This is a genomic window from Saccharomonospora amisosensis (assembly GCF_011761185.1).
GTDB classification, from domain to species: domain Bacteria; phylum Actinomycetota; class Actinomycetes; order Mycobacteriales; family Pseudonocardiaceae; genus Saccharomonospora_A; species Saccharomonospora_A amisosensis.
On sequence record NZ_JAAOYM010000001.1, the window covers coordinates 1,723,198 to 1,747,177 of the forward strand.

Below are 23,980 nucleotides of genomic sequence, written 5' to 3' on the forward strand. Positions count from 1 at the left end.
CGGGTGACCTTGTTGTCTGGCACACAATCGCTTGGTGTTGCTGTCAAGAGGCCAACGACTTTTGGGCCGAAACAGCGCGACGACCACGCAGTATGTCTGTCCCGGGAGTCGGTCGGCGGTGTGCGCGTTGCGCCCAGCGGTACGGATGGTGCCCACGCAAGTTATACGTGGGGTGAAACCGCACGTCACGCAATTGACCCATTGATACTTTCCTGCCGGGATCAATAGATTGAGTGACGGCGGTATGCGGAGATCATCAACGCGGATGCACCGCAATCCCGCCGAGTCGGGGTGAGGGATCGAGTCCGTCGGACTCGGGCACCAGGCTGCGCTCGACGCATGTTGCAGGCCGCAATTACACCGACCGCGAATGAGTCAGTCGCGGGCCTGCCTTTTCGCGCGCCCTTTTCCGGCTTGCCAAAAGGCGCGCGCCGACAGCGAGGAGGAATGCCGACCGTGTGAAAGCGGATTCGTCGAGAATCGTCGAAAAGGAGCTGTGTGTCCGGCCGAACGTGGAAGGAAGCGCAATGAATGATTCGAGGTCCGGCCCAACAGAGGTGACATCGGCCGGCACCGTGGACAACGACCAGGCTGAGATCACGGCCCATCCCGCGCAGGCGTTCGGCTCGGACCCGCTGACTGTGCGGGACACCGACCACTACACGAACGAGTACGTCAAGGGCTTCGTCGAGAAGTGGGACGACCTGATCGACTGGAAGAAGCGCTACGAGAGTGAGGGCAGCTTCTTCGTCGACCTGCTCAAGTCGCGCGGCGTGAAGTCCGTGCTCGACGTCGCGACCGGCACCGGGTTCCACTCGGTTCGCCTGATCGAGGAAGGCTTCGACACCGTCAGTGTCGACGGCAGCGCCGAGATGCTGGCCAAGGCCTTCGAGAACGGCCTCAACTACGGCGGCCACATCCTGCGCGTCGTGCACGCCGACTGGCGATGGCTCAACCGTGACGTTCACGGCGAGTTCGACGCCGTGGTGTGCCTTGGCAACTCCTTCACCCACCTGTTCTCCGAACGGGACAGGCGCAAGGCGCTGGCAGAGTTCTACGCGGTGCTCAAGCACGACGGGATCCTGATCCTGGATCAGCGCAACTACGACTCGATCCTGGACAACGGGTTCTCCAGCAAGCACACCTACTACTACTGCGGTGAGGAGGTCACCGCGGAGCCGGAGTACGTCGACGACGGCCTCGCGAGGTTCCGGTACCGGTTCCCCGACGACTCGCAGTACCACCTGAACATGTTCCCGCTTCGCAAGGACTACGTGCGCAGGCTGCTGCGCGAGGTCGGGTTCCAGCGGGTGGAGACCTACGGCGACTTCCAGGAGACGTTCACCGCCGAGGACCCGGACTTCCTCATCCACGTCGCGGAGAAGAGTTACGTGAAATCCGGTGAAGAGTCAGCCAACTACTCCGCGGTCGTCAACGTAGCGCGCGACTACTACAACTCCGACGACGCGGACAACTTCTACTACACCATCTGGGGTGGCGAGGACATCCACGTCGGCCTCTACCAGACCCCCGACGAGCCCATCGCGCCCGCCAGCGTTCGCACGGTCGAGCGGATGGCGAGCAAGCTCGCGCTGAGCGCATCCGACCGCGTGCTCGACATCGGCGCGGGCTACGGCGGAGCCGCCCGCTACCTGGCCAAAACCTATGGCTGCAGGGTCACCTGCCTCAACCTCAGCGAGGTGGAGAACGAGCGCAACCGCGCCTACAACGCCGAGCAGGGACTCGCCGACCTCATCGACGTGGTCGACGGCTCTTTCGAGGACCTGCCCTTCGAGGACAACGAGTTCGACGTCGTGTGGTCGCAGGACGCCATGCTGCACAGCGGCGACCGGGTCCGGGTGTTGCAGGAGGTCACCAGGGTCCTCAAGCCAAGGGGCCAGTTCGTCTTCACCGACCCGATGGCCGCCGACAACTGCGACAAGGCCGCGCTGCGGCCGATCCTCGAGCGGCTGCATCTCGACAGCATGGGCTCGCCGGGCTTCTACGAGCGGGAGCTGCACCGGCTCGGGATGAGCTCGATCGAGTTCGAGGATCACACTCCCCAACTGGCGACCCACTATGGTCGGGTGCTTGAGGAGACACAGCGGCGCCACGGCGAGCTCTCCGGCAGCGTGAGTAGCGAGTACCTGACGCGGATGAAGACGGGGCTGAAGAACTGGGTCGAGGGAGGCCGCGCGGGCAACCTCGCGTGGGGCATCTTCCACGTCCGTGCCTGAGTTCGAAATTTCCTCGCCGACAACAGACAAGGATGCATTGTGACTGCTAATCGAAGGCTGTTCACCAGCGAGTCCGTGACTGAGGGTCACCCGGACAAGATGTGCGACGCGATCAGCGACACGATCCTGGACGCGATGCTGGCCGCCGACCCGCGCAGCCGCGTCGCCGTGGAGTCGCTGATCACCACCGGCCAGGTACACGTCGCCGGTGAGGTCACCACCGACGCCTACGTTGACGTACCCAGCCTGGTTCGCGAGACCGTGCTGGAGATCGGCTACGACTCCTCGGCGAAGGGCTTCGACGGCGCGTCGTGCGGCGTGAACGTGGCGATCGGGTCGCAGTCGCCCGACATCGCGCAGGGTGTGGACACCGCCTACGAGACGCGGTTGGAGAACGCTCTGGACGACCTGGACAAGCAGGGCGCCGGTGACCAGGGGTTGATGTTCGGTTACGCGTGTTCGGACACGCCGGAGTTGATGCCGTTGCCGATCGCGTTGGCGCACCGGTTGTCGCGGCGGTTGACCGAGGTGCGCAAGAACGGGACGGTGCCGTACCTGCGTCCGGACGGTAAGACGCAGGTGACGATCGAGTACGCGGGTGAGCAGCCGGTGCGGTTGGACACGGTGGTGATCTCCAGCCAGCACGCCGAGGGCATCGACCTCGACAAGATGCTCGCTGTCGACCTCACCAAGCACGTCATCACCCCGGAGATCGAGTCGCTCGGCCTCGACGCCGCCGAGCCGAGGGTGCTCATCAACCCCACCGGCCGGTTCGTGGTCGGCGGGCCGATGGGTGACGCTGGGCTGACCGGCCGCAAGATCATTGTGGACACCTATGGGGGGATGGCGCGGCACGGTGGTGGCGCGTTCTCCGGTAAGGACCCCTCGAAGGTGGACCGTTCGGCGGCGTACGCGATGCGGTGGGTGGCCAAGAACATCGTCGCCGCGGGACTGGCCGACCGCGCCGAGATCCAGGTGGCCTACGCGATCGGCAAGGCGGCTCCGGTGGGTCTGTTCGTGGAGACCTTCGGCACCGAGAAGGTCGCGCCTGAGAAGATCCAGAAGGCCATCGACGAGGTGTTCGACCTGCGGCCCGCCGCGATCATCAGGGACCTGGACCTGTTGCGGCCGATCTACGCGCAGACCGCCGCCTACGGGCACTTCGGGCGCGGCGACCTTGACCTGCCCTGGGAGCGCACCGACCGGGCGCCCGCGCTCAAGGACGCCGCCAAGGCGTAGCGTCGCCACGACGCCCGAACCAAGCGGGCGGGTCCGTCGGCGGCCGGTTCACCCTGCCGTATCACCCTGCCGCCGGCGGACCCACCGTCACGCGCACTCACGCGCGATCCCGGCGTCTTCGCGGGCCGCGAGCCACCCGCTGGGTAGGCTGCGGCCACCGGAGAAGCCCCACAGCCACAACAGGAGGAGTGTGCCCGAATGCGCATAGCGGTGACCGGCTCCATCGCGACCGACCACCTGATGTCCTTCTCCGGCAAGTTCAGCGAGCAGTTCGTCGCCGACCAGCTGGAGAATGTGTCGTTGTCGTTCCTGGTGGAAGACCTGGAGATCCGGCGGGGCGGGGTGGCGGCCAACATCTCGTTCGCGCTCGGCCGAATGGGTCTGTCTCCCATCCTGGTCGGCGCCGTCGGCCACGACTTCGACGACTACCGATCCTGGCTGGAGCGCCACGGTGTGGACACCAAGTCCGTGCATGTCTCAGCCGACAAGCACACCGCCCGCTTCCTGTGCACCACCGACCAGGCGCAGAACCAGATCGCCTCGTTCTACGCGGGAGCGATGAGCGAGGCCAGGGAGATCGAACTGCAGGCCGTGGCCGACCGGGTCGGCTCGCTCGACCTCGTGGTCGTGGCGCCGAACGACCCTGCCGCCATGCTGCGCCACACCGAGGAGTGCAGGCAGCGCGGCATCCCGTTCGCCGCCGACATCTCCCAGCAGTTGGCGATCATGCCTGGCGAGGACGTCAAGCAGCTCGTCGAGGGCGCGACCTACCTGTTCACCAACGAGTACGAGAGCTCACTGCTGCTCAAGCACACCGGCTGGTCCACCGACGAGGTGCTGGACCGCGTCGGTACCTGGGTGATGACGCACGGTGGCCGGGGCGTGCGCATCGAGGGCCGTGGTCATGACCCGGTGTCGATCAACGCAGTTCCCGACATCGAGCCGGTCGAGCCGACCGGCGTCGGCGACGCCTTCCGCGCCGGGTTCCTGTGGGGAATCAGTCGTAAGATGTCGATGGAAAGGGCTGCCCAGGTGGGTTGCGTACTGGCGAGCATCGTTCTCGAGACGGTAGGGCCGCAGGAGTATCCGCTGGACCGTGCGGACTTCTCCAACCGCGCGGCCAGGGCGTACGGCAACGACGCCGCGGCCGAGATCGAGTCGAAGTTGCGGGTGTGAGTATGGAGAGCCGCTTTCTCGCCGAACTGCAGCGGCGAGTCCTCGTCGCCGACGGCGGGATGGGGACCGCGCTGCAGGAGCACGACCTGACGCTGGACGACTTCGCCCAGCTCGAAGGCTGCAACGAGATCCTCAACGAGACCCGGCCGGACGTGGTGGCCTCGGTGTACCGGGGTTTCCTCGAGGCGGGCTCGGACGCCATCGAGACCAACACCTTCGGGACGAACCTCGCGAACTTCGCGGAATACGACATCGTCGAGCGCATCAGGGAGCTGGCGGAGAAGGGAACGTCGCTGGCCCGGCAGTGCGCCGACGAGTACTCCACTCCGCAGCGTCCCAGGTTCGTGCTCGGCTCCATCGGGCCGGGCACGAAACTGCCGACGCTGGGGCACATCACCTTCGCCGAGCTTCGTGACGCCTATGTGGACAACGCGCTCGGCCTGCTCGACGGCGGCGCCGACGCGGTGCTCGTCGAGACCTCGCAGGACCTGCTGCAGACCAAGGCCGCGATCATCGGCGCCAAGCGGGCGATGGAGCGGGCTGGCCGCACCGTGCCGATCATCGCCCAGGTGACGGTGGAGCAGACGGGCACCATGCTCGTCGGCTCGGAGATCGCCGCCGCGCTCACCGCGCTCGAACCGCTCGGCATCGACCTCATCGGGATGAACTGCGCCACCGGTCCCGCCGAGATGAGTGAGCACCTGCGCGTGCTCTCCGACCACGCGCGGGTGCCGATCTCGGTGATGCCCAACGCGGGCCTGCCCGAGTTGGGACCCAACGGCGCGGTGTACCCGCTGCGGCCGGAGGAGCTCGCCGAGGCATTGGCGGGCTTCGTCACCGAGTTCGGCGCCAGGCTCGTCGGCGGCTGCTGCGGCACCACAGCCGAGCACGTGCGCGCGGTTCGCGAGGCGGTCGCCGATCTGTCACCAAGGGAGCGGACACCGGAGATCGTGCCCTCGGTGTCGTCGGTGTACCAGTCGGTGCCGTTTCGGCAGGACGCCTCCATCCTCAACGTCGGCGAGCGCACCAACGCCAACGGCTCCAAGGCGTTCCGCGAGGCGATGCTGGAGCAGCGCTGGGACGACTGCGTGGAGATCGCCAAGTCGCAGACCCGCGAGGGTGCGCACATGCTCGACCTGTGCGTCGACTACGTGGGCCGAGACGGCACGGCCGATATGTCCGAACTGGCCTCCCGGCTGGCCACCGCTTCAACGCTGCCGATCATGGTGGACTCCACCGAGGCCGAGGTGGTGCGGGCCGGGCTGGAGCGGTTCGGCGGCCGGTGCGCCATCAACTCGGTGAACTACGAGGACGGCACGGAACCGGGCGGGCGCTACGACGAGGTGATGCGGCTTGCCGTTGAGCACGGTGCCGCCGTCGTAATCACCTGCATCGACGAGGAGGGCCAGGCCCGCACGGCGGAGTGGAAGCTGCGCGTCGCCGAGCGCGCTATCGAGGATCTCACCACCAACTGGGGTCTGGACAAATCGTCGATCATCATCGACGCCCTGGTCTTCCCGATCACCACAGGCCAGGAGGAAGTCCGCAAGGATGCCCTCGAGACCATCAACGCGATCCGCGAGCTGAAGCGCCGCCACCCGGATGTGCAGACCACGCTCGGGCTTTCCAACGTCTCCTTCGGACTGAACCCGGCGGCGCGGCAGGTGCTGAACTCGGTGTTCCTCAACGAGTGCCGGGAGGCCGGGCTGGACTCGGCGATCGTGAACTCGTCGAAGATCCTGCCGATGAACAAGATTGACGACGAGCCGAAGCAGGTCGCGCTCGATCTGGTCTACGACCGCCGCGCGCAGGACTACGACCCGCTGCAGAAGCTGATGTCGCTGTTCGAGGGCAAGACCGCGTCCTCGACACGCGCCTCGCGAGCCGAGGAGCTGGCGAAGCTGCCGCTGCTGGAGCGGCTGGAGAAGCGCATCATCGAGGGTGAGTTGAACGGCCTCGAGGACGACCTCGAAGCGGCGATGCGGGAGAAGGACCCGCTCGCCATCATCAACGAGAACCTGCTCGCGGGCATGAAGGTCGTCGGCGAGTTGTTCGGTTCGGGCCAGATGCAGCTGCCGTTCGTGCTGCAGTCGGCCGAGGTGATGAAGACCGCGGTGGCCTACCTCGAGCCGTACATGGAGAAGGACGACTCCGGCGGCAAGGGCAAGCTGCTGCTGGCCACCGTCAAGGGCGACGTGCACGACATCGGCAAGAACCTGGTGGACATCATCGTGTCCAACAACGGCTACGACGTCGTCAACATCGGCATCAAGCAGCCGATCAACGCCATCCTCGATGCCGCCGACGAGCACAAGGTGGACGCCATCGGGATGTCCGGGCTGCTGGTGAAGTCCACGGTCATCATGAAGGACAACCTCAAGGAGATGAACGCGCGCGGTGTCGCGGACAAGTACCCGGTGCTGCTCGGCGGCGCGGCGCTGACGCGAACCTACGTCGAGAACGACCTGGACGAGGTCTACGACGGCGACGTGCGCTATGCCAAGGACGCCTTCGAGGGCCTTCGGCTGATGGACCACGTGATGGCGGTCAAGCGCGGCGAGGCCGTAGAGGAGGACGCCGAGGAGAAGGCCCGCAGGCAGGAACGCAAGGAGCGCAGGCAGCGGTCGCTGCGCATCGCAGAGAAGCGCAAGGCCGAACAGGGCGAGGAGGCTTCCACAGACGACACCACGCGGTCCGATGTGGACGCCGATGTTCCGGTGCCGACACCGCCGTTCTGGGGTTCCAAGGTGATCAAGGGCGTCGCCACGGCCGACTACCTGGCACTGCTGGACGAGCGTGCCACGTTCTTCGGCCAGTGGGGCCTTCGCGGGGCCAAGAAGGGTGAGGGCCCCTCCTACGAGGAACTCGTCGAGACCGAGGGCAGGCCCCGGTTGCGCGCGTGGATGGACGAGCTGTCCACGGCGGGAATCCTGCGGCACGCCGCGATCGTGTACGGCTACTTCCCCTGCTACTCCGAGGGCAACGACCTGGTTGTGCTGGAGAAGGACGAGCCGGACGCGCTTGAGCGGCTGCGGTTCACCTTCCCGAGGCAGCGCAGGGATCGGCGGCTGTGCCTCGCCGACTTCTTCCGGCCGAAGGAGAAGGCCGAGCAGACCGGGCAGGTCGACGTGCTGCCGCTGCAGCTGGTGACCATGGGGCAGCCGATAGCCGACTACGCCAACGAGTTGTTCGCCAAGGACGCCTACCGCGACTACCTGGAGATCCACGGCCTCGGGGTGCAGCTCACCGAGGCGCTCGCGGAGTACTGGCACCGGCGGGTGCGTCAGGAACTGCTGTTTGCGTCCGGCTCGGCGGTAGCCGAGGAGGACCCCGAGGACGTGCGGGAGTTCTTCAAGCTGGGCTACCGGGGCGCCCGGTTCTCGCTCGGCTACGGCGCCTGCCCGGACCTGGAGGACCGCGCGAAGATCGTGGAACTGCTCGAACCGGGCCGCATCGGGGTGGAGCTGAGTGAGGAGTTCCAGCTGCATCCGGAGCAGTCGACCGACGCGATCGTCGCGCACCATCCCGAGGCCAAGTACTTCAACACCTGAGAATGTGGCGCGAGTCCACGACGAGGAAAGGAAATCATGAGCGCGAAGTTGCAGAAGGTGGACGGTCTCGAGTTCGCCGTCGCCGACCTGAAGCTGGCCGAGGCCGGCCGGCACCAGATCCGGCTGGCCGAGCACGAGATGCCGGGCCTGATGGCGACTCGCAGGGAATTCGCGGCTGCCAAGCCGTTGCAGGGAGCCAGGATCGCGGGCTCGCTGCACATGACCGTGCAGACGGCCGTACTGATCGAGACGCTGGTCGAGCTCGGTGCCGAGGTCAGGTGGGTCTCGTGCAACATCTTCTCCACGCAGGACGAGGCGGCGGCCGCGGTCGTCGTCGGCCCTGACGGCACGCCGGAGCACCCCAAGGGGGTCTCGGTGTTCGCCTGGAAGGGCGAGACGCTGGACGAGTACTGGTGGTGCACCGACCAGCTCTTCCAGTTCGGCGACCAGGGCCCGAACATGATCCTCGACGACGGTGGCGACGCGACGCTGCTGGTGCACAAGGGCGTGGAGTTCGAGACCGCGGGCGCGGTGCCAGAGCCGAGTGAGGACGACCCGGAGGAATACAAGATCGTCCTCGCCACGCTGCGCAAGAGTCTCGCCGCCGACGCCAAGCGGTTCACCCGGATCGCCAAGGACATCAAGGGCGTCACCGAGGAGACCACCACCGGCGTGCACCGGCTGTACGAGTTCGCCAAGACCGGCGAGCTGCTGTTCCCGGCGATCAACGTCAACGATTCCGTCACCAAGTCGAAGTTCGATAACAAGTACGGCTGCCGTCACTCCCTTGTGGACGGGATCAACCGGGCGACCGACACACTCATCGGCGGCAAGGTGGCCGTGGTGTGCGGCTACGGTGACGTCGGCAAGGGCTCCGCGGAGTCTCTGCGCGGCCAGGGAGCGCGTGTGGTGGTCACCGAGATCGACCCGATCTGCGCGTTGCAGGCCGCGATGGACGGCTACCAGGTGACGGCGCTGGAGGACGTGGTGGAGACCGCGGACATCTTCGTCACCACCACCGGCAACTTCAACATCATCACCGCCGAGCACATGGCGCGGATGAAGCACCAGGCCATCGTCGGCAACATCGGGCACTTCGACAACGAGATCGACATGGCGGGCCTGGAGAAGACCCCGGGCATCAAGCGGGTGGAGATCAAGCCGCAGGTCGACGAGTACGTCTTCCCCGACGGCCACTCGATCATCGTGCTCAGCCAGGGCAGGCTGCTTAACCTGGGCAACGCGACCGGCCACCCGAGCTTCGTGATGTCCAACAGCTTCACCAACCAGGTGCTGGCGCAGATCGAGCTGTTCACCAAGCCGGGCGAGTACGACAAGCAGGTCTACGTGCTGCCGAAGAAACTGGACGAGAAGGTGGCCAGGCTGCACCTGGACGCGCTCGGCGTGAAGCTGACCAAGCTGACCAAGGAGCAGGCGGCCTACATCGGCGTCGACGTCGAGGGCCCTTACAAGCCCGACCACTACCGCTACTGAGCGAACCGGTGTTCCCGGGGCCGCCCAACGGCGGCCCCGGGAACACCGCCGCACACTGCCAGAGACGGACGAGACAACGGGGGTTCTTACAGGTGCGCAGGGTCGTCGACCGGCTGAACAGCGCCGCATGCCCGACGTTTTCCGTGGAGTTCTTCCCGCCCAGGGACGAGCCGGACGAGGCGATCTTGTGGCGCTCGATCCGCGAGCTGGAGCCACTGGATCCCGCATACATGTCCATCACCTACGGCGCGGGTGGCTCAAGCAGAGAGGGCACCATCCGCAACATCGCGCGGGTCGCGACCGACACCACCTTGGTGCCGATGGCGCACCTGACCGCGGTGAACCACTCGGTGTCGGAGTTGCGTAACGTCATCGGGCACTTCGCCGCCGTTGGCGTGCACAACATCCTCGCGCTGCGCGGTGACCCGCCCGGCGACGTCATGGGCGAGTGGATACCGCACCCCCAGGGCCTCAACTACGCCGAGGAACTGGTGCGGCTCATTCGTGAGCTGGGCGACTTCTGCGTCGGGGTGTCGGCGTTTCCCTACGGGCACCCCCGCTCCGCCGATCTGGAGACCGACACCCACTACCTGGTGCGCAAGCTGCGCGCGGGCGCCGACTTCGCCATCGCGCAGCTGTTCTTCGAGGCGGAGGACTTCCTGCGGCTGCGTGACCGCGTGTCGGCAGCGGGCTGTGATGCGCTGATGCTGCCCGGCATCATGCCGCTGACCACACCGAGGACCCTGCACAAGACCATCGAGCTTTCCGGCGCCACGCCGCCGCGCTGGCTGCTGGAGCGGCTGGAGCCGCTTTCCGACGACCCGAAGGCCTTCCGCGCCGAAGGGCTGAACGTGATCACCGAACTGTGCGAGCGGTTGCTCGCCGAGGGTGTGCCTGAGCTGCACTTCTACACCTTCAACCGGTCCAAGGCCACCCGTGAGCTGGTGGATCGGCTCGGCCTGCGCTCGCCGGAACCGCAACTCGCCCTCGCGGGGCGTCCCTGAGCAGGTGGTGACCGTTCAACGGTGAGCGGTCACCACCGTCTTTCGTGCGCAGGCCGAGCATCAGTGCTCGTGGACGATGACGCCGCGGATGTTCTTGCCGTCCACCAGATCCGTGAACCCCTGGTTGACCTGCTCCAGGGTGTACTTGGTGGTGACCAGTTCGTCCAGCTTCAGTTGACCCGCCTGGTACAGGTCGAGCGCCTTGCCGATGTCGTACTGCGGGTTCGACGAGCCGAACAGCGCACCCTTGATCGTTTTCTCGAACAGCGTGAGCAGGCTGCCCGAGACCTGCACCGTGATCTTCTCGGGGTTCGCCAGCCCGGTGATCACCACGACGCCGCCCTTGCCGACCGCGTCGAACGCCGCCGCCACCACGGACTCGTCCACCACACCGACGGTCACCAGCGCCTGGTCGGCCAGTTGGCCCCTGGTGAGGTCCACGATCGCGGCCTGCGCCTCCTCCGCCGTGGCGAAGGCATGGGTGGCGCCGAACTTCATGGCGGTGTCGCGCTTGAACGCGATCGGATCGACGACGACGACGTTCTTGGCACCCGCGTGCGCGGCGCCCTGCACGGAGTTGATCCCGATGCCGCCGATGCCGTAGATCACCACGGTGTCACCGGGCCGGACCCCTCCCGCGTTGATGGCCGTGCCCCAGCCGGTGGGCACCCCGCAGCCGACGAGCACCGCCACGTCCAGCGGCAGGCTCTCGTCCACCTTGACCACCGAGGCCTGGTTGACCGTGCCGTACTGGGAGAAGGTGCCGAGCATGCACATGGCGCCGTAGTCGACTCCGCCGGAGTGCAGCCGGAAGGTCCCGTCCGGCATGCAGCCCTCGCTGATCGTGGCGCCGAGGTCGCACAGGTTCTGCCTGCCGGTGGAGCAGTACCGGCAGTGGCCGCAACTGGGGATGAAGCTGCACACCACGTGGTCGCCCGGCTTGACCTTGGTGACGCCCGCGCCGACCTCCTCGATGATGCCCGCGCCCTCGTGGCCGCCGACGATGGGGAACCGGGGCGGGATGTCACCCTCGGACATGTGCAGGTCGGAGTGGCACAGCCCGGCCGCGACGAAACGGATCAGGACCTCGTCGGTCTTCGGCCCTTCCAGGTCCAGTTCCATGATCTCGAACGGGCGGTGGAAGCCAGTGAGAACGGCTGCCTTCGTCTTCACCGTGACCCTCCTTCGGGGATGACTGCACGCCAGTGGCCCTGAGCGCCGGAACCCGACCCTGGCAGCCGGTCACGATGAGAGCAAGAAGGTATCCGCCTCACGGAAGTGCGCTTTCCAGCCGCGCGCGAGACGTTCTCGCATGGAAGGAAGCGTTCCGATGCTGGCGGGTGTGGCGCCGTGCCGGTTGGCTGTGTTGGCATGACCGCCGGACTGCTCTTCGCCGCGACCCTGCTCGCCACCCTGACCTGCGGGCTCGTCGCGGGCGTCTGCTTCGCGTTCTCCTCGTTCGTGCTGCGCGCGCTGGCTCGGCTGCCTGCGGCACGGGGGATCGCGGCGATGCAGTCGGTGAACCGGGCGGTGCTCAACCCGCTGTTTCTCGGGGTGTTCGTCGGCGCGGCGCTGCTCAGCCTCGCGCTCGCGGTGGTGGCGGTGTTGCGGTGGGATCAGGACGGCTCGGTGTGGCCGCTGGCGGGTGGCGTGCTCTACGTGTTCGGCACCTTCGTGCTGACCGGGGTCGTGCACGTGCCACGCAACGAGGCGCTGCTGCGGGTCGGCGCCGAGAGTGAGGAAGGCGCTCGGCTGTGGGCGCGGTTCGTGCCGGTGTGGGGTGCGGCCAACCACGTCCGCACGCTGGCCGCCCTCGCCGCCTCGGCGTGCTTCGCGGTCTCGCTGGCCTCCGTGTGACCGTGTGACCGTGTGGTGGTGTTACGACGTTCAGTGCCGATTCGGCGCGGCGTGGACTAGTTCGGCGATGCCGTCCTCGACACCACGAGCCAACGCGTCGGCGTCGGGCACACTGCGCGCGTCTGTCGTCACCCCGATCGACAGCGTGTCACCGTAACTGAGCACGGCGATACCGGTGCGTAGCCGCAGCCCGATGGGAACGTAGGGCAGCAGCCGCACGATCCGGTCGTCGCCGAACAGCCGAAGCTGTTGCCTCGGGCCGGGTACGTTCGTGACCACGGTGACGATGTTGCGTTGCGGCAGCCGCGCGGCCGCGCGCACGGCCCACGACAGCGGCGGGAACGGGCCCTGCCGGGCGAACCCGAGCAACGACGAGCTCACCTGCGCTTCCTGGCTGTGCTTCAGCCCGGCCAGCCGCTCGTGCACGACGCTCAGCCGCTCGATCGGGTCGGCGATGTCCACCGGCAACAACGGCAGCAGCCACGACAACTGGTTGCCAGGGCCTCGGGGTTGTCTCGCGCCGCGCGCCGAGACCGGCACGAGTGCACGCAGCAGGTGTGGGTGGATCCGTTCGCCCCTGCGCAGCAGCAACTCGCGGAACGCGCCGGTCACCGCGGCGAGCACCACGTCGTTGACCGTGACCCCGTGGTGCCGCGCCACGGTGGTCACGTCGCGAAGCGGCGCCTGCGCGACGCGATACCTACGTTCCCGCCCGATCGGTCCGCTCAGCGACGAGGGTGCTACCGGCACGAGGACACGGGCCAGCGTCCCCAGCCCGCGGGCCGTCGCCGCCGCCCCCTTCGCGGCCCTGCCGGGGTGACGCAGCGCCTCGGCGCAGCGTCGCGCCTGGTGCAGCGGCGCCGTGGTGAGATCGCCGAGCGCGGTAACGGCACGCCGCAGCGCACCGGGGCCGGGCGGCGGCGCGGGTCCGGCGGGTGGCTCTGCTGGTTCCGGCGGCTCAGCTCGTCGCGGTGGTTGCGGTGGTTGCGGCGGTTCGGCGGTGAGAACCGCCGCGAGCAACGCGAAACCGGCCAGCGCGTCGGCGATGCTGTGGTGTGCCCTGACCAACAACGCCCACCGTCCGCCCGCGAGGCCCTCGACGAGCCAGCACTGCCACAGCGGGCGATCGTGATCGAGCCGGTCCGACATCACCATCCCGACCAGGTCCGCCAGTTGCGAGTCGTCGCCGGGAACGGGCAGCGCCGCGCGCTTGACGTGGTAGTCGAAGTCCACCTCGGTGTCCTCCCACCACGGTCTGCCGAGGTCGAACGGCACCCTGCGGACGCGTTGCCGGTGCCTGCTCACAGCGGCCAGCCGGGGCCGAAGCGACTCGACGAACCGCTCCCGCGCCGGCGGCGAGCCCTCCACAACGGCCACCGCAGCGACCTCCAGGGTGGCGTTGCGGTCGGCGATCTCCGCGTCCAGGAAGGCCGCATCCAGCGGGCTCAGCCGCCGACGGCCCTGCTCGACGGCCTGTTCGACGGTGTCCGAGCTACTCATCCGGCGGCTCCGGCTTGGAACAGCACCCTGCGCGCCAGCGAGACGGCGTGGTCGGCGAACCGTTCGTAGTAGCGCCCCAGCAGTGTCAGCTCCAGCACCGCCTCGACATCCAGACCGTGGTCAGCGCACAGCAGATCCCGGTACAGCGAGGAGACCAGCCGGTCCATCTCGTCGTCGTCGCGGTCGAGTTCGTAGGCCGCCTCGGTGTCGTGCCGCGCCATCGCGGCGCGCACCTTCGCCATCAGCCGCTGCGCCGTCTCTCCCATGGCCGCGACGGTCGGCAGCACCACCGGGGGCAGCGCGGGCCGCGGCGCCATTCGAGGTACCAGTTCCGCGACGTGCCTTGCCATCGCCCCCATGCGGGCCAGGTCCGCGCTCATCCGCAGGCCCGCCACGATCGTGCGCAGGTCACCGGCGACCGGCCGCAGTTCGGCCAGCATCTCCACCGCTTCCTCGTCGAGCCGGTGGTGCAGCGCCACGATCGTCCCCTCCTCGGCGACCACCGTCCGCGCCAACTCCGCGTCACCCGCGACGACCGCCGTGGTCGCCCGGTTCATCGCGCCCTCGGCCAGCCGTGCCAGATCGGCCAGCCGGTTCGTGAAGGCCGCGAGTTCGGCGCCGTGGGAGTCGTAGGACTCGCGCATGCCCGCACGGTAGGAGCGGGGAGTGGGCCGTTCACAGGGCCCAACGTCGCACGGCGACGGGACGTGGGGCCCTGCCCGTGCCCGCGCGGGCTGCGCAGGGTGGGGGCCATGACGGTGTGTGTGGGCCGAGGGGGACGGCGCGGTAGTGGGGGCCGCGGGAGGCGAGGGTGAGGATTGTCGCCGCCGTGGGCGGCAACGCGTTGCTGCGCAGGGGACAGCGCGCCGACGACGCCGTGCAGCGGCGGAACCTGCACGGCGCGGTGGCGGCGCTCGCCGACGCCGTGGGCGGTGAGGAACTGGTGGTCGTGCACGGCAACGGTCCGCAGGTGGGGTTGCTGGCGCGGGAGAGCGCGGCGGACCCGGCGCTGCGGCGACCGTATCCGCTGGACTCGCTCGTCGCCGAGACGCAGGGCATGATCGGGTACTGGCTCGCCGCCGAGTTGGGCGCGGCGCTGCCGGACCGCGAGGTGGCCGCGCTGGTGACTCGCGTAGTGGTGCGGCGGTCGGACCCGGCCTTCGCGCTGCCGACGAAGTTCATCGGCCCCGGCTACTCGCTCGCCGACAGCCGGGCGCTGGAACAGCAGCGCGGGTGGAGGTTCCTTCGCGACGGGCGGCGCTGGCGCAGGGTGGTCGCCTCGCCCGATCCCGTGCGGATCGTCGAGCAGTCGATCGTGGAGCGGCTGCTCGAGTCGGGCGCGGTGGTGGTCGCGGCGGGCGGCGGCGGGATACCGGTGGTCGGGGACCCCGGCTCAGAACCGGGTGCGGTGGAGGCGGTTGTCGACAAGGATCTCTCCGCGGCGCTGCTCGCGCGCGAACTGAAGGCGGACGCGCTGCTGCTGCTCACCGACGTGGCCGCGGTGCAGCGCGGGTTCGGCACGCGACAGGCGGAACCGGTCGCGGAGGCGACGGTCGCGGAACTGGTCGCACTCGGGTTGCCGGAGGGCTCGATGGCACCGAAGGTCGAGGCCGCTCGCCGGTTTCTCGCCTCGGGCGGCGCGGTGGCGGCTATCGGAGCGCTGGAGCAGGCGGGCGAGGTGCTGGCGGGTACGGCGGGCACGCGGGTGCGGATGTGATCCTGCCTAACCCCGCCGACGGCACGAACCGCTCAGCGCTGGACAACCCGGCTGCCGGTGAGGCGCGCGATGAGGACGCGGATTCCGTGGTCGAAGGTGTGCCCTCGCGGCAGCGTCGCGCGAGCGAGAACACGATCCTCGTGCCGAAGCGGGCAGGCGAGTCCGACGCCGGTGATGGTGCAGCCCGCCTCGTCGGGGAACTCCACGGTCACGGGTTTGTCGTGGGCAAGTCGTTCCAGTCGCGGGTCGGTGCCGGTGGGCACGATGATGTCCCCGCCAGTGCTCACCACGCACAGCAACGCCAGCGGTGGTGCGCCGGTGATCGTCACCACGACCATGCGGCCGCACCGCGGCCGCGTGATGACGCCGAGACACTGCTGATGGCTCAGGGGCTGCTCGCTCAGTGTCGGCGAATCCATGCTCGCTCCAACGTTTCCACTGCGACCTACGGAAGCGGCGGGCGTTCCTATGTCGATGGTCGGCGAAGGTGTCCGCGCGTCCGCCCGGAGTTGCGGGGATTCCCTTGCTGCGCCGGGTGAAACAATGGGACTAGGGTTGAGCCGGGGCCGACGGCGTGCGAGGTGCAGATGACGATCCCGAAGGGCGCAGGCGGGCCGAGCCCGCCGGGACCCGGATTTAGGCCGGCATTGTGGGGATACGACCGCGAACATGTCGATCACTACGTGCGCGGGATGCTCGAGGAACTGCGGCTGGTGGCGTCCGACCGGGACGCGGCGGCCGACTGCGTGCAGCGACTGGCCGAGCGGTTGGAGGCGCTGCGCTCGGAGAACGACAAGCTTCGCGAACGGCTCGGCAGAGTCTGCCGGGAACCGGTTGAGACCGACGGGCTTTCGGAGCGGATGCTGCACCTGGTGGAGCTCGCCCACGAGGAGGCCGCCGACATCATCGCGGGCGCCGAGGCCGAGGCGGAACGAAAACGAGCGCTGCAACGCAGGCGGGCGCGCCGGTTGCGGGCACGGTACCGGCGGTTGCTCACCGAGCTTCAGCAGCGCCGGATCGAGCAGGAGGCCGAGCATCACGAGCTGATGCGAAGGGTGCAGTCGCAGGCGGAGGCCGCGGCGGAGCAGGCGCAGCGGCAGCGGCGGGAACTGGACGAGCGCGCCACCCGCAGGCGACAGGAACTGGAGCGGGACTTCGCCGCCGCGCTCGCCGCACGCAGGGACGAGGCCAACAAGGCCATCGCGGAGAAGGAGGCCGCGGCGAGAGCGCATGCGCAACGGTTGATCGAGCAGGCCACGCGGCGGGCGGAGCGGATCGTCGCCGAGGCGACGGACCGGGTGCACGCGCTGGAGGGGATGCGCCGACGGCTCGCGAACGAGTTGAACGGCGCCCGTGCCGCCCTTGCCGATGCGCTGCCGCTGACCGAAGCGCTGCCGGAGGAGGACGTGGCCGACGAGGAGGGGTCAGCGACGTTGCCCTCGCCACGTACCCGAGGGCCTGCGGTGTCCAGCGCCCCTTGACGGGAGGTATCTTCGGCCACTGACCGTGGCGCGGAGGAGGTCGAGCCGATGGCACAGCCATGCGTGCTGCTCAAGTACGGGGAACTGATGTTGAAGGGCCGCAACCGGGGCCGCTTCGAGCAGTACCTCCTCGACGGGGTGCGGCAGGTCGTCTGCGGCGAGACCGACAGCGCCGACAGCGCCGACAGTGCCGAGAGCGCACAGAGCGCAGGCAGTGCTGATAGCGCCGCCGACCACGCCGACGTCGCCACCGCGTCGCCTCGCGGTTCGCGCGTGCGGATCTCCCGGCGCGACGGCGTACTCGTGCTCGCGGGCGGGCTGCCGTTGCCGGAACTGGTGGAGCGCGCGCGGCGGGTTTTCGGCGTCAGTGTCGTGCAACCCGCGCTGCGGGCGGGTAAGACCCCGCAGGACGCGGCGGACGCGGCGCTGCAGGCGCTGGCCGAGCGGTTCGGCACACCCGAGCGGAGTGTGCCGCGCCGGTTCGCGGTGAAGGCGCGGCGCAGGAACAAAGGCTTTCCCATGGGCTCGGAGGAACTCGCCGCCTACATGGGGCAGCGGGTGTGCCAGCAGTGGGGGTGGCCGGTCGATCTGAGCGACCCCGAGGTGCGGATCTCGGTGGAGGTGGATCGGCGCGAGGTGTTCGTCTCGCTCGAGCGGCACCGAGGCCAGGGTGGGCTGCCGGTCGGTGCCAGCGGGCGCGCGCTGGTGCTGCTCTCCGGCGGGTTCGACTCCCCGGTCGCGGCGTTTCGCGCGATGCGGCGCGGGCTGCGCTGCGACTTCGTGCACTTCACCGGCGCGCCCTACACCGACCCTTCCTCGGCCTACAAGGCCTACGCGCTGGTCAGGCAACTGGATCGGTATCAGGGTGGTTCGCGGCTGCACGTGGTGCCGATCGGCAACGCGCAGCGCGCCATCGCCACGGCGGGTGCGGCGCAGTTACAGGTGGTGGCCCAGCGCAGACTCATGGTGCGCACCGCGGACGTGCTCGCCGCCGAGTTGGGCGCGCAGGCGCTGGTGACGGGTGACAGCCTGGGGCAGGTGTCCAGCCAGACGCTGAGCAACCTGGCCACGGTGGAAGCCGCGGCTCAGTTGCCGTTGCTGCGGCCGCTGCTGGCGTGGGACAAGGACGAGATCATCGCGGAGGCGCGGCGGATCGGCACCGCGGACATCTCCAAGCTGCCCGACGAGGACTGCTGCAGCCTGCTCGCGCCACCCAGGGTGGCGACCAGAAGCACGGCCGAACAGCTGGCCGGTGTGGAACGCAGGCTGGACCTCGACGAGCTGGTTCCGAAGCTGCTGGCCGATGCTCAGGTGCTGGCCCCTGCGGGCTCGTAGCAGACGCGGCTTCGCGCGTAGTGGCCGGGGGGCACACTGATGAGCCGGGTGAAATGTCGGGTCAGGTGCGGCTGGTCGCAGAAGCCGGACAACGTGGCGGCTTCGGCGGGGGAGTGGCCCGCGAGCAGGTGCCGCCTCGCGAGGTCCACCCTGCGGCCGGTCAGGTAGCCGTGTGGCGGGATGCCGTATTCGCGCCCGAACGCCCGCACCAGATGCGCCCGGCTCGCGTGCAGCCGTGCGGCGGCCTCGTACAGGGTGATGCCCTGCGTGACGTGGGCCTCGAGTAGTTCCCGCAGCCGTACCGCCAGCCTGGGGTCCCTGCCCGTGTTCGCCCCGGTGCTCGTCCTGGTGTTCGCCATTGCGTTTCCGCCCGGATTCGGGCGCGGCGGGGAGGCGGTGTCCGCCTGCCGCAGGTGCCCGCGCAGCCGCTCGATGACCAGCGCCAGCCTGCTCTCCGCCTCAAGGTCCTCGGTGCGCGTCGCGAGCGCTTGGTGAACCTGGTGCACCCGGTGCCGAAGTAGCGGATCGGCCAGTACCGGCCGGTCCACGGCGGCGCCGATCAACCGGTCGGAGTCCTCGCCGAACACGTCGCGTTCGAGGTAGAGCACACGTTTGCGAAACCCGCCCCGCCGTGCCGACCGGCCGTCGTGCGCGACGTCGGGAGGTAGGAGGGTCACCACCGGCCTGCACGCGCCGTGCTCGCGGCGGTGCAGGTCGTAGGCCACAACTCCGGCGTCGACGACGAGCAGCGTCCATGCGTCGTGGGTGTGCGGTGGATAGGTGTGCCGGGGAAAGCTGGCGTGGAAGACTTCCCGCACACCTCGCACGGACGGCCGCCATGCGATGACGGTGCCGGTGGCGACCCGGTCGTGAGCACCCATGCGACGAACGTACAAGACGCACCCGTGGCCGAAACGGCAGATTCGGCGGATGGCAAGCATGGTGACCGAACCCATTCCCGACCGGCCCGACACCAAGATCGCGGTGCTGCTGCGCGACGACCTGTTGACCTGGCAGCGGCTCAACGTGTGCGCGTTCGTCGTCAGTGGACTCGCGACGAGCCGACCACACCTGGTCGGTGAGCCGTACCTGGACGCCGACGGCAACGAGTACCTGCCGATGTTCCGGCAGCCGGTGCTGGTGTTCGAGGGTTCGAAGGAAACCCTCTCGGCCGCGCACGGTCGCGCGCTCTCCAGGGGGTTGCGCCTGTCGGTCTTCACCGCGGACCTGTTCGCCACCGGCAACGACACCGACAACAGGGCCGCGGTGCGGGCGGTGCCCGCCGCCACGCTCGACCTGGTGGGATTGGCGGTGCACGGGCCGAGGAACGCGGTGGACAAGGTCTGTAAAGGCACGCGGATGCACCCCTAGTGTGGGTGCATGGTTGAGCACAGGGTGGTGCTGGTGCGGCAGTGGGACCAGCAACTGGGCGGTTCCGGATGCTGCGGGCGGCTGGACGGGGAGGCGGTGCGAGAACTGCACGGCCACGCCGAGGAGCCCTACGCCCACTGCCGGACGGACATGGAGGCTGTCGGTGCCGTCTACCTAGCGTTGCGGTCCCGGTTCCGCGCCGACGAGGTGGAGCTGACGGTTGTCGACCCGCGCAACACGGCATGGGTGCTGCCCGCCGTGTGGCGCGACGCTCGCCGCAGGGGCTTGCGGTGGCGCGAGGCGTTGCGGCAGCTCAACGCGGCCACCAAGGCGTGCGCCGTGGTCTGTGACGGGCTGGTGCTGGACTGCGGCACGGAACCGGGGCGCGTGGTGGCGGCGGTGGAGGCCGACCTGGCCGGCCGCCGCTGAGGCACCGGCGCGGTCACCGCGCCGTCACGGTGGTTGACCACCCACCTCGTTGCGGAGGAACTTCGTTTCAGGTGCCACGACAACGCCCGGGTGGGGGCGGCGAACCCTTCGCCGCCCCCACCCGGATGCTCAGTCGCGGGGATCGCCGAGCAGCACGGGCAGGCTGCCCGCGGAGTTGGAGAAGAACGACGGAACCGGGCGCAGTTCCTCGGCAGCCACAGCGAGCCGGATGTCGGGGTAGCGGGCGAACAGTTCCGGCAGCGCGATCTGCGCCTCCATCCGCGCCAGGTGCGCGCCAAGGCACAGGTGCGGGCCGCCGCCGAAGGCCAGGTGCTTGGTGGGCTTGCGCGTGATGTCGAACCGGTCGGCGTCGCTGCCGTGCTGTGCCGGGTCCCTGCCGGCGCCGCTGTAGGGGGCGAGAATGGCCTCGCCCGCCGGGATCGTGACCCCGGCGATGGTGATGTCCTCCCTGGGGTAGCGGGCCGGGAAGTTGCCGATCGGTGCGTCCCAGCGCAATGTCTCCTCAACCACCGCCGCCCAGGTGTCGGCTCCTCCTGAGCGGGCGATCGCCAGCTGGTCGGGGTGGGTGAGCAGTGCCCGCACGCCGTTGACGATCAAGCTCAGCGTCGTTTCGTGGCCCGCCGTCAGCAGCAGCCACAGCGTGTCGACGAGTTCCTCGTCGGTCAGCGACTCGGCGTCCTGCTCCTGCGTCGCGATCAGCGCGCTGGTCAGGTCGTCGCCGGGCTCGTCGCGATGCAGTTGCACGAGCTGGTTGAGCATCTCGTGGCGGTCGCGCTGGGTGCGGACCACTTCCTCCGGGGTGGTGTCGGTGCGGAAGATGCTGTCCACCAGCTCGCGCAGCCGGGGCCGCCACTCCCACGGCACTCCCACCAGCTCGCAGATCACCTGCATCGGCACGGGGTAGGCGTAGAACTGCCGGATGTCCACCGAACCGTCCGCCGCCGCGTGCCCGGGCAGCTCGTCGAGCAGAGTGTTGATGATCTCGGTGATGCGCGGCCGCAACTCCTCCACGCGGCCACGGGTGAAGGTGCGCGTGACCGGCCTGCGCAGCCTGAGGTGGTGGGAGTCGTCGGCGGTGACCATGTTGGTCACCTTGATCATCCCCACCAGCGGCCAGTCGTCGGTGATCTCGCCACGCTGGACGGCGCTCCAGTTGCGCCAGTCCTTGCTGACCCTGGGATCGGTGACGAGTTCGGCGAGCAGTGCGTGCTCGGTGACGGCCCAGACGGACACCTCTCCTGGGAGGATGACGCGCACGACCGGGCCCAGCTCGCGCATGCGGGCCGCCTCGCCGTGGTGGTCGGCTCCGGTTGGGTCGAGTCGGATGACGGGGACCTGCGAGGCCACGGCGTCGGTCATCGGGAATGCCTCCTGGTTTCAGGCGTGCGGGATCGGGCCCGTCCTGGTGAACCGGACGGGCAGACTGGCGGGACAACGGGTCCACGGCGAGGGCAGCAGCGTGATGTCCTCGGCCGGTACCGACAGCACAACATCCTGTAGTCGGTGCAGGGCGGTGTCGACCGCAATGCGGGTGATCATCCGGCCCTGTCGCTGCGCGGGGCAGGCGTGCGGTCCCGCGCTCCACGCCAGGTGCGCTCGGTTGCCCACCTCCAGCCACGGGTCGTTGGTGTGCACCCTGGAGTCGGCATTGGCAGCCGCGAACCCGAGGATGAGCGCGTCGCCCCTGCGCACCGGCTGGCCGGCGACCTGGCAGTCGGCGAGCGCGTACCTCGCGGGCATGTTCGACATGGGCGGGTCACGCCACAGCACCTCGTCCAGCGCTTCGTCGATACCCAGCCGACCGCCCCGCAGCCGCCCGGCGAAACGCGGGTCGGTGAGCATCAGCCGCAGTGTCTGCGCGATCCAGGTGGTGGTTGTCTCGTAGCCGGCCGAGATCATCAACACCATGGACTGTTGCAACTCGAAGTCGTTGCGCAGGTTGGGGTGGCGCAGGAAGGCCGTCGCCAGGTCGTCGCTCGGGTTCGCCCTACGCGCCTGGATGGTGTTGGTGAGGATGCGCTCGAGGTTCTGGTTGCCCGCCTGGGAATCCGCGCCGGACCCGAAAAGGGCGATCAGCGCCTGCCGCAACTGGTGGCCGAGGTCGGTGCTGAGGCCGAACATGCCTGCCACGGCCAGCATCGGCACCACGGCCGCGTACTCGGCCACGAGGTCGGCGTTGCCCCGAGGGGCGAACGTCGCGATCAGCTCGGTGCACGCGGCCCGGATCATGCGGCTCATCTTGTGCTCGTCCAGGCTGGCGAGGCCGTCGTCGAGCGGTTCGCGCAACCTGCGGTGCTTGTCGCCGTCGGAGAAGTAGGCGTTGTCACGCGGGAACATCATCGGCCCGAGCCCGGAGTCGGGCGAGACGACCTGCTCGGCGTAGAGCCGCCAGTAGTGCGGATTGCGGGAGAACAACCGCTCGTTGCGCACGATCTGGCAGATCTCCGGATGCCCGAGCACGAGCCAGGCGTTGATGCCCGGCTCCAGTTCGACCGGCGCGATCTGGCCCCACTTGGCACGCAGTTCGCTGTATGCCGCCTGGGGATCGCGGCAGGTGGTTGTGGCCGACAGCGGGGTGAGCCCGGTGAGTTCGGACAGTGTCGGCTGGTGGGTCTGCGACGGTGTCATCATGCATATGCCTTAGAGGAAGCGGGAAACCGGAGGGCGTGCTCCACCAGGGTGATCAGTGCGGCCACTGACGACTCCTTCCGCCTGGCGTCGCAGTACATGATCGGTGTCTGTGGCAACAGGTCCAGCGCATCGCGCAACTGGTCCTCTTCGTACCGTGGCGCATCGGGAAACTGGTTGACCGCGACCGCGAACGGCATCGTGGTCCGCAGTTCCAGCTGGTCGAACACCTCGAAGCTGTCCTCGATGCGGCGGGTGTCGACGAGGACGAGCGCGCCAACGGCCCCTTCCGCCAGTCCCTCCCACAGGTTCCAGAACCTGCGCTGTCCCGGCGTGCCGAACAGGTACAGCACGACGTCGGGGCTGACGGTGATGCGACCGAAGTCCATCGCCACGGTGGTGGTGGTCTTGTCGTCCAGGCCCGCGACCGAGTCGACCCCGATGCTGGCCGTGGTCATCGTTTCCTCGGTGCGCAGCGGCTTGATCTCACTGACCGAGCCGATCAACGTCGTCTTCCCCACCCCGAACGCGCCGACCACGAGGATCTTGACCGACTGCTCGACGGTGTGAGCCACGTACCGGTCAGAGTTTGCGGAGACCATTGAGGACCTTCTCCAGGATTTCTCGGTCGGGCAGGACATGTCGCTGTGGAGCCGATCTGAGCACCAGGTGTCCGGTGTCGACCAGGTCCGACGCGAGCACGACGACCACGCTGACCGGCAGGTCGAGGTGCACGGCGACTTCGGCCAGCGACAGCATTCCCCGGCAGACGTCCAGCATCGCCCGCTGTTCCCGGCTCGCCATGATCGGCAGTTTCGCCTCTGGATTGGCGATCAGCAGCGTCTCCGGCCGGATCGTGTTGCGCGAAGGATGCGCACGGCCGGAGGTGATGACGTAGGGCCGTACCGGCCGATCGCGGTAATCGTCCGAACTGCCCATG

Annotated in this window: 21 protein-coding genes; 12 read left to right on the forward strand and 9 right to left on the reverse strand. The window is 68.6% G+C overall.

Annotation, left to right across the window (positions count from 1 at the left end; translation table 11 throughout):
- The first annotated feature begins 527 nt into the window (after window positions 1-527).
- The 6 genes from FHU38_RS08365 to FHU38_RS08390 all read left to right on the forward strand — a co-directional run bounded on the left by FHU38_RS08365 (window position 528) and on the right by FHU38_RS08390 (window position 10,701).
- Window positions 528-2,237: a glycine/sarcosine N-methyltransferase gene (locus FHU38_RS08365; RefSeq protein WP_167168551.1), complete on the forward strand. Its 1,710-nt coding sequence runs from the start codon at window positions 528-530 to the stop codon at window positions 2,235-2,237.
- A gap of 39 nt (window positions 2,238-2,276) precedes the next feature.
- A complete protein-coding gene (metK, locus tag FHU38_RS08370) occupies window positions 2,277-3,476 on the forward strand; it encodes a methionine adenosyltransferase (RefSeq protein WP_167168554.1) in 1,200 nt (399 codons plus the stop codon).
- A 198-nt stretch (window positions 3,477-3,674) separates the two neighbouring features.
- The gene (locus FHU38_RS08375) at window positions 3,675-4,652 is read left to right on the forward strand and encodes a carbohydrate kinase family protein (protein ID WP_167168557.1); all 978 of its coding nucleotides are present in this window, start codon (window positions 3,675-3,677) and stop codon (window positions 4,650-4,652) included.
- Window positions 4,653-4,654: 2 nt separating this feature from the next.
- Entirely contained in the window at window positions 4,655-8,203 is a 3,549-nt protein-coding gene (gene metH, locus FHU38_RS08380) for a methionine synthase (protein WP_167175808.1), read from the forward strand.
- A 36-nt stretch (window positions 8,204-8,239) separates the two neighbouring features.
- The gene (gene ahcY, locus FHU38_RS08385; RefSeq protein ID WP_167168560.1) at window positions 8,240-9,697 is read left to right on the forward strand and encodes an adenosylhomocysteinase; all 1,458 of its coding nucleotides are present in this window, start codon (window positions 8,240-8,242) and stop codon (window positions 9,695-9,697) included.
- Between the two features lie 92 nt (window positions 9,698-9,789).
- On the forward strand, window positions 9,790-10,701 hold the full coding sequence (locus FHU38_RS08390) for a methylenetetrahydrofolate reductase (protein WP_167168563.1): 912 nt from the start codon (window positions 9,790-9,792) through the stop codon (window positions 10,699-10,701).
- A gap of 60 nt (window positions 10,702-10,761) precedes the next feature.
- Here FHU38_RS08390 and FHU38_RS08395 read toward each other — a convergent pair whose 3' ends face one another.
- Window positions 10,762-11,874: an NDMA-dependent alcohol dehydrogenase gene (locus FHU38_RS08395; RefSeq protein ID WP_167168566.1), complete on the reverse strand. Its 1,113-nt coding sequence runs from the start codon at window positions 11,872-11,874 to the stop codon at window positions 10,762-10,764.
- A 198-nt stretch (window positions 11,875-12,072) separates the two neighbouring features.
- Here FHU38_RS08395 and FHU38_RS08400 point away from each other — a divergent pair, with 198 nt between their 5' ends.
- The gene (locus tag FHU38_RS08400) at window positions 12,073-12,558 is read left to right on the forward strand and encodes an anthrone oxygenase family protein (protein WP_167168569.1); all 486 of its coding nucleotides are present in this window, start codon (window positions 12,073-12,075) and stop codon (window positions 12,556-12,558) included.
- Between the two features lie 30 nt (window positions 12,559-12,588).
- Here the strand turns inward: FHU38_RS08400 and FHU38_RS08405 are convergent, their stop codons facing one another.
- Both FHU38_RS08405 and phoU read right to left on the reverse strand, forming a co-directional pair.
- Entirely contained in the window at window positions 12,589-14,058 is a 1,470-nt protein-coding gene (locus FHU38_RS08405; protein WP_167168574.1) for a wax ester/triacylglycerol synthase family O-acyltransferase, read from the reverse strand.
- A complete protein-coding gene (gene phoU, locus FHU38_RS08410; protein ID WP_167168577.1) occupies window positions 14,055-14,702 on the reverse strand; it encodes a phosphate signaling complex protein PhoU in 648 nt (215 codons plus the stop codon). Before phoU ends, FHU38_RS08405 begins: the two co-directional genes overlap by 4 nt.
- 167 nt (window positions 14,703-14,869) lie before the next feature.
- Here phoU and FHU38_RS08415 point away from each other — a divergent pair, with 167 nt between their 5' ends.
- Window positions 14,870-15,775, forward strand: coding sequence for a carbamate kinase (locus FHU38_RS08415; protein WP_167168580.1), 906 nt, complete (start codon window positions 14,870-14,872; stop codon window positions 15,773-15,775).
- Window positions 15,776-15,807: 32 nt separating this feature from the next.
- Here FHU38_RS08415 and FHU38_RS08420 read toward each other — a convergent pair whose 3' ends face one another.
- A complete protein-coding gene (locus FHU38_RS08420; RefSeq protein ID WP_167168583.1) occupies window positions 15,808-16,194 on the reverse strand; it encodes a hypothetical protein in 387 nt (128 codons plus the stop codon).
- Window positions 16,195-16,362: 168 nt separating this feature from the next.
- Between FHU38_RS08420 and FHU38_RS08425 the strand changes: the two genes are divergently transcribed.
- Window positions 16,363-17,256 carry a metallopeptidase gene (locus FHU38_RS08425; RefSeq protein WP_167168586.1) on the forward strand — a complete coding sequence of 298 codons (894 nt, stop codon included), beginning with the start codon at window positions 16,363-16,365 and terminating at the stop codon, window positions 17,254-17,256.
- A gap of 48 nt (window positions 17,257-17,304) precedes the next feature.
- Window positions 17,305-18,591 carry a tRNA uracil 4-sulfurtransferase ThiI gene (gene thiI / locus FHU38_RS08430; protein WP_167168589.1) on the forward strand — a complete coding sequence of 429 codons (1,287 nt, stop codon included), beginning with the start codon at window positions 17,305-17,307 and terminating at the stop codon, window positions 18,589-18,591.
- Here the strand turns inward: thiI and FHU38_RS08435 are convergent.
- Window positions 18,564-19,472: a helix-turn-helix transcriptional regulator gene (locus FHU38_RS08435; protein WP_167168592.1), complete on the reverse strand. Its 909-nt coding sequence runs from the start codon at window positions 19,470-19,472 to the stop codon at window positions 18,564-18,566. The two genes, thiI and FHU38_RS08435, sit on opposite strands and share 28 nt — an antisense overlap.
- A 58-nt stretch (window positions 19,473-19,530) precedes the next feature.
- Here FHU38_RS08435 and FHU38_RS08440 point away from each other — a divergent pair, with 58 nt between their 5' ends.
- Window positions 19,531-19,962 carry a DUF2000 domain-containing protein gene (locus FHU38_RS08440; protein WP_167175809.1) on the forward strand — a complete coding sequence of 144 codons (432 nt, stop codon included), beginning with the start codon at window positions 19,531-19,533 and terminating at the stop codon, window positions 19,960-19,962.
- A 9-nt stretch (window positions 19,963-19,971) separates the two neighbouring features.
- On the forward strand, window positions 19,972-20,391 hold the full coding sequence (locus tag FHU38_RS08445) for a hypothetical protein (protein ID WP_167168595.1): 420 nt from the start codon (window positions 19,972-19,974) through the stop codon (window positions 20,389-20,391).
- Between the two features lie 129 nt (window positions 20,392-20,520).
- Here the strand turns inward: FHU38_RS08445 and FHU38_RS08450 are convergent, their stop codons facing one another.
- From FHU38_RS08450 to FHU38_RS08465, 4 genes are read right to left on the reverse strand one after another with little or no spacing between them, the layout of a single operon-like run.
- Window positions 20,521-21,771 carry a cytochrome P450 family protein gene (locus tag FHU38_RS08450; RefSeq protein ID WP_167168598.1) on the reverse strand — a complete coding sequence of 417 codons (1,251 nt, stop codon included), beginning with the start codon at window positions 21,769-21,771 and terminating at the stop codon, window positions 20,521-20,523.
- Window positions 21,772-21,789: 18 nt separating this feature from the next.
- Entirely contained in the window at window positions 21,790-23,040 is a 1,251-nt protein-coding gene (locus tag FHU38_RS08455; RefSeq protein ID WP_167175811.1) for a cytochrome P450, read from the reverse strand.
- Entirely contained in the window at window positions 23,040-23,642 is a 603-nt protein-coding gene (locus FHU38_RS08460) for a GTP-binding protein (RefSeq protein ID WP_167168602.1), read from the reverse strand. The genes FHU38_RS08455 and FHU38_RS08460 overlap by 1 nt, the downstream gene beginning before the upstream one ends.
- Window positions 23,623-23,979, reverse strand: a complete 357-nt coding sequence (locus tag FHU38_RS08465; RefSeq protein ID WP_167168606.1) for a DUF742 domain-containing protein — start codon at window positions 23,977-23,979, stop codon at window positions 23,623-23,625. Before FHU38_RS08465 ends, FHU38_RS08460 begins: the two co-directional genes overlap by 20 nt.
- Window position 23,980: the final 1 nt, after the last annotated feature.